At 63.4% G+C, this 10,590-nt stretch carries 9 protein-coding genes; 5 read left to right on the plus strand and 4 right to left on the minus strand.

Going from position 1 to position 10,590, the window contains the following annotated elements:
- Positions 1-54: 54 nt before the first annotated feature.
- From V6B15_RS11645 to V6B15_RS11660, 4 genes are all read right to left on the minus strand, one after another.
- The gene (locus V6B15_RS11645) at positions 55-2,457 is read right to left on the minus strand and encodes a TonB-dependent receptor (protein WP_320181045.1); all 2,403 of its coding nucleotides are present in this window, start codon (positions 2,455-2,457) and stop codon (positions 55-57) included.
- A 726-nt stretch (positions 2,458-3,183) separates the two neighbouring features.
- Positions 3,184-4,107: a Vgb family protein gene (locus tag V6B15_RS11650; RefSeq protein WP_334201279.1), complete on the minus strand. Its 924-nt coding sequence runs from the start codon at positions 4,105-4,107 to the stop codon at positions 3,184-3,186.
- Positions 4,108-4,162: 55 nt separating this feature from the next.
- Positions 4,163-5,170: an MBL fold metallo-hydrolase gene (locus tag V6B15_RS11655; RefSeq protein WP_334201280.1), complete on the minus strand. Its 1,008-nt coding sequence runs from the start codon at positions 5,168-5,170 to the stop codon at positions 4,163-4,165.
- 17 nt (positions 5,171-5,187) lie between these two features.
- On the minus strand, positions 5,188-6,276 hold the full coding sequence (locus tag V6B15_RS11660) for an MBL fold metallo-hydrolase (RefSeq protein WP_334201281.1): 1,089 nt from the start codon (positions 6,274-6,276) through the stop codon (positions 5,188-5,190).
- 212 nt (positions 6,277-6,488) lie between these two features.
- Here V6B15_RS11660 and V6B15_RS11665 point away from each other — a divergent pair, with 212 nt between their 5' ends.
- From V6B15_RS11665 to V6B15_RS11685, 5 genes are read left to right on the plus strand one after another with little or no spacing between them, the layout of a single operon-like run.
- Positions 6,489-7,574, plus strand: a complete 1,086-nt coding sequence (locus V6B15_RS11665) for a putative urea ABC transporter substrate-binding protein (protein ID WP_334201282.1) — start codon at positions 6,489-6,491, stop codon at positions 7,572-7,574.
- Positions 7,575-7,616: 42 nt separating this feature from the next.
- Positions 7,617-8,432: an ABC transporter permease gene (locus V6B15_RS11670; RefSeq protein ID WP_334201283.1), complete on the plus strand. Its 816-nt coding sequence runs from the start codon at positions 7,617-7,619 to the stop codon at positions 8,430-8,432.
- Positions 8,429-9,199 carry an ATP-binding cassette domain-containing protein gene (locus V6B15_RS11675; protein ID WP_334201284.1) on the plus strand — a complete coding sequence of 257 codons (771 nt, stop codon included), beginning with the start codon at positions 8,429-8,431 and terminating at the stop codon, positions 9,197-9,199. The genes V6B15_RS11670 and V6B15_RS11675 overlap by 4 nt, the downstream gene beginning before the upstream one ends.
- Before the next feature lie 57 nt (positions 9,200-9,256).
- Positions 9,257-9,766 (plus strand): CopG family ribbon-helix-helix protein, encoded by a 510-nt coding sequence (locus V6B15_RS11680; RefSeq protein WP_253520231.1) that lies wholly within the window; start codon positions 9,257-9,259, stop codon positions 9,764-9,766.
- A complete protein-coding gene (locus tag V6B15_RS11685; protein ID WP_334201285.1) occupies positions 9,763-10,587 on the plus strand; it encodes an urea amidolyase associated protein UAAP1 in 825 nt (274 codons plus the stop codon). Before V6B15_RS11680 ends, V6B15_RS11685 begins: the two co-directional genes overlap by 4 nt.
- The last annotated feature ends 3 nt before the right edge of the window (positions 10,588-10,590 follow it).

Here is a 10,590-nt window from a genome sequence, read left to right on the forward strand (position 1 = left end):
TAAGGGCGCCTGCGTAGGAACGCAGGCGCCCTTTGCTTGGGACGGTGTTGTCGCTCAGAACGACATGCGTGCTTCCACCCCGACGACCCGCGGACTCATTACCGCCTGGCGATAGTAACGCACCGCAACACCATCGTTCACGCCGATGCGCGAGCGATCGTTGGCAGTCGATACAACTGCGTATTTGTCGAAGATGTTGTTGGCGAACAGGCTGATGCTGTAGGTTTCCATCTCGTAGGTCAACGCAGCCCGGTGCAGCGTGTAACCGGGGATCAGATCGCCATAGGCGCGATCCCACCCGATCCTCGAAACGACATTGCCGCGATAGGTCGCCGTCCAGTTGGCCACCAGATCGGCATCGCCCATCGGCTGGACGTAGGTAACGCCAAGGCTGCCCGAATTCTTCGCCGAGCCGGGCAGCCGGTCGCCATCGAGCGCGTCCAGCTGGACGAAACGGTTCGAATAATCGCCCGGCGTTTCGCGAATGGTGATGATGCCCGGCACGTCTTCGGTGAGATAGGCGTCGGTATAGGAATAGGTCCCCTGGATCGACAGCTCGGGGATCGGCTTGAGCTGGAACGAGGCCTCGAAGCCGCGCGACTTGGCCGACCCGCCGTTCACCGTGATCCCGGTTGCGCCATAGAGCGTGGAGGAATTGACCTGGATCCCCTGCCACTTAACGTCGAAGACGTTGAAGTTGAGCGCCAGCACGTCGTTGAACAGCTGGCTGCGCATCCCGATCTCGATATTCTTGGTCGTGTCGGGGCCGTATTGCAGCTCGTCGGGCAGTGCGCAGATGATCTGCTGACCCGGCTGGATATCGGCCGGACAGGGCGCAACCCGGTTGGGCCCGCCAAGGCGGTAGCCCTTGCTGTACGTGGCATAGACCATGAAGTCGGGACTGAATTCATACGAGGTATTGAACTTCCACACCCAGCCGTCTTCCCCGGCATCGCCGCCATTGGACGGCAAATCATAGGGGCTGAGCGGATCGCCCAGGACAGGCAGGGCCGCCGCACCCGAGATCGTCGATGTATAGTCGAAATAGCGCGCGCCCGCGGTGACCTGCCAATCCGGCGTAACCTCGAACGTGGCTTCGCCGAAGATCGCCTTCTCCTTCACCTCGGAGGTGATGTAGCTGACATATTCCAGCGCTTCGGGGTTGGTGGTCGGGTCGACCCACGGGTGGTTGGGAATGCGTTCGGCGTAGTCGCTCTGATAATCGTTCTCGTTGTAGAAGCCGCCCAGAACCCAGCTGAACGGACCGCCATGGCTCGACACCAGCCGCAGTTCGAAGTTCTTTTGCTTGCGAGTGCGGTCGGATGCGTAATGGCCCGCGAATGCCGGGAACAGCTCGTAATCGTAATCGAGGTCGAGCAGCAGGTCGGTGACGTCGCCCTTATCGCTATAGCCCATCTCGGTGTAGGCGCCGGTGGCGACAATATCGACGATGTCGGCGATATTGGCATTGATCTCGGCGCTGACGAGATGCGCGTGACGGTCGACCGGTTCCTTGAACCGGCTGGCGTTCTCATAGCGTCCGGTACCCAGCACGCCCGCGCTGTTCGATTGCGCACCTTCGGTCTCGGTCTGCTGATACGCATAGGTCAGCAGCAATTGCAGGTCCTCGTCGGCCTGGAACAGCAATTGGTTGCGCGTGGTGAAGGTCCGCTCGAAATTGAGATCCTCTTCCTCGTAGAGGTTCGCTGCATAACCCGCATCGGAAATGCTGTCGGGGCCATCGGGCTGCGGCAACGACACGCCGGGTTCCTGGACGAGCAGCGAATAGTCGATGAATCCCGGGTCGAAGTAATACCCCGTCGCGCTGCGGAACGCGATGTGATCGGCCACGATGGGCAGGTTGATCACGCCATCGATCTGATAGCCGAAATCGTCGCTATGCGATTTGGCATAAGCGCGCGCATGGACCTCGCCCTCGACCACGCTGGGATCGGGCCGGTTGGGAATATAACGGATCGCCCCGGCCAGCGTACCAAGCCCGTAAAGCGTGCCCTGCGGGCCGAGCAGGGTTTCGACGCGGGCGATATCGACCAGCTTGAAATCGTAATAGAGCGGGACTTCGCCCAGATAGATGCCCAGCGCGTCGTCATAGATGGCGCCGCCGTCACCCACGCCCGAGGCATTGAGACCGCGGAGCACCACCGTGCCGGTCGAGCCCGGGCCGGTGTCCGAAATCGTCATGCCGGGGGTGAAATCGGCAATATCGCGAATGTCGTCGATCCGCTGCCGCGCCAGCTCTTCCGCGCTGACGGCGGTGATATTGATCGGCGTATCCATCAGCGTCGTCGCGCGGCGGGTGGCCGTAACGACGATCGTGACCGGAGCCGCGCTCTCCTCTTCCGGCTCCTCCTGGGCGAAAGCCGGTGCGGCCAGCGTGGTGGTCGAAAACACGGTTGCCGACAGCAAACCGAATTTCAGTTTTGCGCATTTTTTCATCGTTTTCTTCCCGTCTTTTGCGGTTGAGCTTCCCCGGGCCGCGACACGCATGTCGCAGCCGACCCAGCTTTACTTGAGGACCTGAGGTGCGCCTGTGCTCCGTTATTCGGACTTCAGGCATTCACCTTATCGACTCGACGAAACCAACCCGCCTATTCGCACGATCCCGCTTGCTTTTTCTTCGGTTGTTCGGATTTATCCGAATTGCCCCGCCTGCGATTGTTCTTCGTTCTCGATTGAGGGAATGAGAACGCGGTGTTTTCATATGGAGAGGGGTGTTTTGCGGGTCCGTATCGACGGGACCGCAACGAGCGCACGTGGGCGCGCCGCGAGAAATCATGTGCAGGTGTCGAAGATAGGGAGGCGGCCGGACCGGCAGCGCGGACGGCAGAGCGCTTGCTCTTCGCGAAGGTCCCGGCTCCCGATGTTCGGTCCATAGACAATCTCCATATCGAGCCGATAGCCGGCTCAATCCTGCAGATCCCCTTCCCAAGCGTTGCCGTTGCTTACGACGGCATGACACATACGCTAGAGATATTACGGAATGCGTCAAGAGTATTAATTGATCGCGCGAACAGCACCGCGAGCCTGGCGTTTGGATTTGAATTCACACGATTTTCACAGGGTTCGGCAAGTCACGCGAACCCTGTGGTTGCTGCGTCATATCGTCCCCTTCGCAGCCTCAGGGCTTGCGAGGTGCGGCTATCCCGAATCGATTCCGCGCCGTCACCGGGCTTCGCTGGTCCACCATGTCAGCGAGTGGACGTCATGCGCGCTCGTCCATATCCCGTCGGGCGTATAACGCAGCGCGCCGCTGCCCTCCGCCCGTCCGACGCGGGCGAGGATTTCGGCGGTCGCCGCATCGATCACGACGAAGGTCTGGTCGTCGGTCGTACGCAGCCACACCTTCCCGTCGCCCGTGTCGATATCGCCCCATTTGAGGTTGTCGCCGACGAGGGTACGGCCCGCCACTTCGCGCGTTTCGGGGTCGATCCGCGCGACGGTCCCGTCGCCCTGCTCCTGCACCCAGACGGCCCCTTCACCCGCGACGAGGAACCCGGGCGTATCGCCCAGCTGGATCGTGTCGGTGACCGCGTTGGTAGTCGGGTCCACGCGCTGCAGTGTCCCCCCGGTTCCGCTTACCGCCCATAGCGCGTCGAACCCGAAGGCGAGGAAAGTCGTACCCGGCGCCACCTCGATCGACGCGGAGATTTCATTGGTGGCAGGATCGATGCGGGAGATCGTCCCCTCCGCCTGGTTGGGGGCCCATACCGACCCGGCACCGGCGACCACGTTCTGTTCGCCGCTCGGTCCGATGCCCGCCGGTATGGTGGCCAGTACCTGCGCGGTTTCGGGGCCGATGCGATACAGCTCGCCCCCATCGCAATTGCCCACCCAAAGCGATCCGGATTCCATCGCCATCGTGCCGCACGGGCGCGGGATCGCGACCGAGGCCAGCTTCTCGGTTTTCGACCACTGCTCCACCCGGCCGTCGTTGGTGGTCCATACGGTATCGCCATCAACCTGGAGGAAATCGGCGAATCCGGGGACGTCGATCACATTCTCGGCGAATGTGGGCTCGGGGCCAATTTCGGCCGCCGGCGCGCAGGCCGCGGCAATGAGGGGCAGGAGGCAGATCGATCGGGTCATGGGCGTTGGTCCTTGCATGGCAGGCGGGGCGTGCCGGGCCGTCCCGGCGGCGGCGTCAACTGTAGCGATACGGATTGGTGTCGATGGTGGTGAGGCTGCGCGTTTGGTTGCAGAGGAACACCGTGCCGGTGAAATAGATGCCCGGTTCGGTGATCGTCTGGGCATAGGCATAGGCTTCGCGAAGCTGATCCACCGTCATCTGCACGGGCGCCTCGTCGGGTTGCCAGGTCAGACCGTAGGGGTAATCCTCCCCCGTCCTGCTGATTTCGACATGACACCCCATGACATGCGACACGGGATGGCTGTCGCAGAACTCGATCAGCCGCGTCATGCTGTCGAACCAGGGCTGCCAAAAGGTAATGTAGCAGCGCCCGCGATAGAACATGTCGCCAGTGTAGAGGATCTGCGTGTAGCTGTCGTAATAGGCGAATTCGGACGCCACATGGCCGGGCGAGCCCCAGATAAGGATATCGCGCCCGCCGAGATCGAGCGTGACGCGTTCCTCGGGGAAGTTGGTCATCCCCCAGAAGCCGAGCATCTCCTCATGCGTCAGCCCCATGTAGCGCGTATTGGGCCGGTCGGCGAACTGGTTGACCGCGGCATAGTGATCGGCGTGAAGGTGGCTGAAGGCGACGAGCAATTCGAGGTCGGCAGGATCGCGTCCGTTGCGCCTGCACCAATCCGCGATGCACTCGTCGACCACGCCGCGCAGGTCCCAGTCGGTGCGCAACTGGGTAAAGCCCTCGTCGAGCAACAGCACGCGATCATTGCCAAAATACAGCGGGGCAAAAGGCGCCTCGAAGCTGTAGGCCTTGTTCTGCCGAAGGATGGCCGTGTGTGCGTTGTACCAGTGCAAATGCACCGGCGGATCGGTGTTGTCCTTGAGCGATTCCGAACCGCAGATCCAGCGATCGGGGAAACTGCCGGGGGCAGGCAGGTCGCTTTTGAAATCGACCGGATCGGGCCGCAGCCCGGCGGCCTGCGCGGCCTGGCTATAGGTTGTCAGCGCAGCCGGAACCGCCAACGCTGCGGCATTGTACGACAGGAAAGTACGACGGTCCAAAGCGGTTCTCCCGGACGTCAAAAGGGGTGCGGCGGAGTGATGCGGGCGACGCCTTCGGGCCAGACCCGAGTCCGCTGGTCGGGACTGACCCCGTTGAACAGGACGAAGTCCGGGCGGATCAGCATCATGTCGCGGCCCTGCACCTCGCGCGCATAGTGCAAGGCCTCGTCGATCGTGGCGGGCGAAAGCTGCAGGATGCGCTCATAGGGTTTGTAGGTCGCGAAACGGGGATAATAGCAGCCCGGCGCGAACATCATGTCGATATGCCCGCCGAGCACCGCCTCGACCGGACTGCGTGCGGCGAACTCCTGCAACCGCGCCAGCGCCGCAATGTAATCCCGGTCATTGCCGATGTTGATCCGTCCGGGGAACAACAGGTCGCCCGTGAACAGGAAGTCGCAATAGGGATCGTAGAAGGTCACCCCGTCACGGTGGCTCCCGGGGGTGGGGATGACCTCGATCCGCCTGTCGCCGAGATCGATTACCCCGGTGCCGCCCGGCCAGTTGCCCGCAAGCCCGTAATGCGCCTGCATCGCCCCGATCGGTCTGGGGACGATGGTGGTTCGCGGGCGATCCGCGAATTGCCGCAGCCCCTGGTTCTGCGCGATGTCTTCGCCCGATGTCAGCGCGATGGTCAGCGGCATGCGCTTGCGGCCGCGCATCTGCTCCCAGCGGGTGATGATCGCATCGACGGTCTCGCGCAGCGGGAAATAGGCCGCTTTGGCGGTGGCCCCGCTGTCGATCAGCAAGGCTCCGGCATTGCCGAACAGCAGGTAGACGAACGGCGCTTCCCAATGGACGCAGACGTTCTGCCGCAGGACAAAAGTGTCTTCGTTATACTGCACCACCTGGATGCGCGGATCGGAGTTCGTCGCCGCGACATTCGACCCGTAGATCCAGCGGAAGCCGAGCCGCCCGGGCGCCGGCCCGCTGCTCGAATAGTCATGCACGATCGGTTCGCGGGGATGCAGCGGCAGCGCGGAATCGGTGTTGCGCACTCCCGGCGGATTATACGCCGCCGCGATATCGCCATTCCCCGCGAAGGTCGGCTGGACCGATGCGGCAGGGGTCGGGGGCGGTGCGGGGGCAGGCGTGGTCTGCGACATCGGGCGCTCCGGGCAAAGCCGCCAGGACAGCGGCAATTGGCTGCCTTCGATGCATGCCCCCCCAGGCGGTCCTCCGCGCGTCGGTAGCCTTACGGCCCCGCGCTCTGGAGCAATACCATATGATTATTACCAACAATGGCAATGGTAATAAATAAGTGATGGACAGGGGGCTCTTTTGGCGCAATGCTGCACATGCGAAAGGAGTTACCTCTATGTTGAACGGGATCCGCAAAGTGGGGGCAGCCGCAGCGCTGGCCTGTGCCTTATTCGTCGCCTCGTGCGCGCCCGCAGGCGAAGACGCCACCGCGCCCAAGACGCAGTTCACGATCGGCTGGTCGATCTATGCCGGGTGGATGCCGTGGCCTTATGCCGAACAGGCCGGGATCGTGAAGAAGTGGGGGGACAAATACGGGATCGAAATCGATATCGTGCTGGTCAACGATTACGTCGAATCGGTCAATCAATACACCGCCGGGCAGCTTGACGGGGTAACGGTCGCGAACATGGATGCGCTGACCATCCCCGCCGCCGGCGGGAAGGATACCACCGCCCTGATCATCGGCGACTATTCGAATGGCAATGACGGGGTCTTGCTCAAAGGCACCGACAACCTCGCCGGTATCGCCGGACAGCAGGTCAATCTGGTCGAGCTGTCGGTGTCGCATTATCTGCTCGCCCGGGCGCTTGAATCGGCAGACCTCGCGATGACTGATGTGCGGACGATCAATACCGCAGATGCGGATATTGCCGGTGCGTTCACCTCGCCCGATGTCACCGCCGCGGTGGCGTGGAACCCGCAGCTCCTGACGATGAAACAGGAAGCCGGCGCGCATGAGGTATTCAGCTCGGCCGACATTCCGGGTGAAATTCTCGACCTGCTGGTGGTCGATACCGCGACGCTCGAAGCCAACCCGAATCTGGGCAAGGCACTGGTGGGCATCTGGTACGAGACCATCGCGCTGATGCAGCAGGACGACGAAGCGGGCGAAGCCGCGCGTGCAGCGATGGCGCAGCTTGCGGGTACGACGCCGGAGATGTTCGAAGCGCAGGTGGCGACGACCTATCTTTATGTCGAGCCCGAGCAAGCGGTAGCGGCGGCGACCGATCCGGCACTGATCGAAACCATGACCCGCGTCCGCGACTTCAGTTTCTCGCAGGGCCTGTTCGGCCAGGGTGCCAGTTCGGCCGAAGCGGTGGGCATGGCCTTCCCGGGCGGCAAGACCTTGGGCGATGGCAACAGCATCACATTGCGCTTCGACGACAGCTTCATGCAGATGGCTGCCGATGGCGAGCTGTAGGCCGGTGAAGCGGACGGGCAGCGGACCGGGGATCGGCGCGTAGTGCGCTGGGTCGATCGGCGGATCGGGCGGACCAATTCCCTGCTTCTGGGGGCGATCCCGATCCTGCTCCTGATCCTGGTATATCTGTTCCTCGCGGTCGCGCGGAACGAGATCAACCCGGCCGACAAGATCCTCCCGCTCCCCGGCGCGATGGTCGACGCCATGCGCGCGCTGGTGTTCGAGCGGGATCCGCTCTCAGGCCGCCACCTGTTCTGGGCCGATACGCTGGCGAGCCTGCAGCGGCTCGGTCTCGGACTTGCCATTTCCACCGCCAGCGCGCTGCTGGTGGGCCTCGTTCTGGGGCTTCTGCCACCGGTTCGCGCCACCTTCGGCATGCTGGTCACCGGGATTGCGGTGATCCCGCCGATCGCGCTGCTGCCGATCCTGTTCATTGCCTTCGGGCTGGGTGAGACCGCCAAGGTGGCGCTTATCGTGATCGGCATTGCGCCCTTCATGATCCGCGATATCGCCGCGCATACGGCAGCGCTCCCGCGCGAGCAGATCATCAAGGCGCAGACGCTGGGCGCAAGCACATGGCAATTGGCGCTGCGCGTCGTCCTCCCGCAGGCCATGCCAAGGCTGATCCAGGCAGTGCGCCTGTCGCTGGGCCCGGCATGGGTATTCCTGATTTCGGCCGAAGCGATCGCCGCCGATATCGGGCTGGGCTACCGCATCTTCCTCGTTCGCCGCTATCTCGCGATGGATGTCATCCTGCCCTATGTAGCGTGGATCGCCATCCTCGCGGCGATCACCGACCTGCTGCTGTCATGGTCCAGCCGCCGCCTGTTCGGCTGGGCACACAGGGCCGAGAGATGAGCGGCTTCCTCAGCCTGCGCGACGTCTGGGTCGAATATGGCGACAAGATCGTGCTCGAACGCGTCAATCTCGAGATCGAGGAAGGCGCATTCGTCTCGGTCATCGGGCCATCGGGTGCAGGCAAGAGCAGCCTGCTGCGCGTGGTACTGGGCCAGGATGCGCCGACGCGCGGGACCATCACGCTCGACGGCGTCCCGCTCAAGCCCCAATGCGACAGCGATCGCGGCGTGGTGTTCCAGCGCTATTCGGTGTTTCCGCATCTGACGGTCCTGGAGAACACGCTGTTCGGAATCGAATGCGGGCGCGCCCCGCTGGCCGGGCGGCTGTTCGGCGCGGCGCGGCGGGCTGCGCTGGCCGAAGCGGAAGAAATGCTGGCCGCGGTCGGGCTGGAGGACAGCCTCCATTTGTATCCGGCGCAGATGTCGGGCGGCATGCAGCAACGCCTGGCGATCGCTCAGGCGCTGATCAAACGCCCGCGGATATTGCTGCTCGACGAACCCTTCGGCGCGCTCGATCCCGGGATCCGGTCCGATATGCACGCACTGATTACCAGCCTGTGGAGCGAATATGCGCTCACCGTAATGATGGTAACGCACGATATCGGCGAGGCCTTCGCGCTCGGCAATCGCGTGCTCACGCTCGATAAGCTGCGGCATGACCCGCACGCCCCAAATCGGTATGGTGCCTCCATCGTCTACGATCTTCCTCTCACGCGGAAGGCACCGCAGCGGGCGGAGACCCGCGCTGTCCTGACCCAATCCGCATGAGACAAAAATCGTAGTATTACGATTGACAATATAGATAATACTTGAGAGGACCGTCCCATGGCATCCGAACCCACCAACCTTGCCCGCCTCAGCATGAGCCTGCCCGCGGACCTGTTCCGCCAGCTCGACATGATGGTGGAAGAACGGGGTCTGCCGTCGCGCTCGCAGCTGATCGCCGAATTGATCCGGCACGCCCTCGCCGAGCACGAAGCGCAGACCCGGCCCGAAGAGATGCTCGCGGGCACGATCACGCTTGTCTATGTCGGCGATCGCGGCAGCATCCGCCAGCAGCTCGCGACGACGCAATTGCAATATCTGAAGGAAGTCATCTCCTCGCAGCATGTCTTCCTCGAGGACGACCAGTCGCTCGAAGTGCTGCTTGTGCAAGGCCCAGCCGTACGGCTCGAGGCGCTGTGCGATTCGCTGCGCTCGATTCGCGGGGTTCACCAGCTCCAGCTGGTCACCACCACCGCGCTGCTGCCGCCGCTGCATGAACAGGGCGAAGCCGACGCCAACGACAACAGCGCAGGCAAGAAGCCCAAACCGCCAAAGTCCGCGGCCGCATGACGGAGGGGCTGGCAAACCCGCTGGCAGCGCGCGACCACGCCCGCGCGATGGCCGGCACGGTGGTCGACGCGATGCCCGTCCTGCCGCCGGTTGCGCCAGACCTTCCCGAAGGCGTGGAACCGGACGACCTCCTATGGGAGGAAACCGTCGCCCCGGGCGGGTATGCTACCCGCAGCCTGGCGCGCGGATCGCGGGTCCGGCTGATCGATCTTGCCGGCGACGCCTGTGCCTCGATGCTCATCTACAATGCCGAAATGCCGACCGAACGGCTGAACGTGGCCGACACGGTCAAGGTGCAGTGGAACGGCTATCTCGGCGCGGGCAAGCTGCTGCTGTCCGACATGGGCCGCGTGATGATGAGCATCCTCGAAGATGGCGCCGCCACGCATGACGTTTTCTGCGGCACATCGAACGCCGCCACCAACGAAGCCAAATATGGCGAGGGCCGCAACAGCGGTGCCTTTCCCAATGGCCGCGACCGGCTGCTGCTGGGCTCGGCCAAGCACGGGCTGCAGCGCCGTGATGTCCACCCTTGCGTCAATCTGTTCAAGGGCACGCGGATCGAGGCCGATGGGGCCATCACGCCGCTGGTAGGCCCTTTCGAGGCGGGGCGCGAGATCGTGCTGCGCGCCGAAATGGATGTGATCGTGGTCCTGGCCAATTGCCCGCATGTCCTCGACCCGCGGGACGACTGGCAGGTTTCGCCGCTGCGCATAAGCGCGTGGCGCGGGCCCGTGACCGATCAGGACGATCCGGTCCGCTGTGCCACGCCCGAGGGCCTGCGCGCCTTCGAGAATGTCGAAGACTACTACCGCCGCTAGCAA

This window comes from Qipengyuania sp. Mu-71, from assembly GCF_036867055.1.
Lineage (GTDB): Bacteria > Pseudomonadota > Alphaproteobacteria > Sphingomonadales > Sphingomonadaceae > Qipengyuania > Qipengyuania profunda.

Coding starts and splice junctions, on each gene's coding strand:
- V6B15_RS11645 (WP_320181045.1), bottom strand. CDS start 2,457: ATGAAAAAATGCGCAAAACTGAAATTCGGTTTGCTGTCGGCAACCGTG.
- V6B15_RS11650 (WP_334201279.1), bottom strand. CDS start 4,107: ATGACCCGATCGATCTGCCTCCTGCCCCTCATTGCCGCGGCCTGCGCG.
- V6B15_RS11660 (WP_334201281.1), bottom strand. CDS start 6,276: ATGTCGCAGACCACGCCTGCCCCCGCACCGCCCCCGACCCCTGCCGCA.
- V6B15_RS11665 (WP_334201282.1), top strand. CDS start 6,489: ATGTTGAACGGGATCCGCAAAGTGGGGGCAGCCGCAGCGCTGGCCTGT.
- V6B15_RS11675 (WP_334201284.1), top strand. CDS start 8,429: ATGAGCGGCTTCCTCAGCCTGCGCGACGTCTGGGTCGAATATGGCGAC.
- V6B15_RS11680 (WP_253520231.1), top strand. CDS start 9,257: ATGGCATCCGAACCCACCAACCTTGCCCGCCTCAGCATGAGCCTGCCC.
- V6B15_RS11685 (WP_334201285.1), top strand. CDS start 9,763: ATGACGGAGGGGCTGGCAAACCCGCTGGCAGCGCGCGACCACGCCCGC.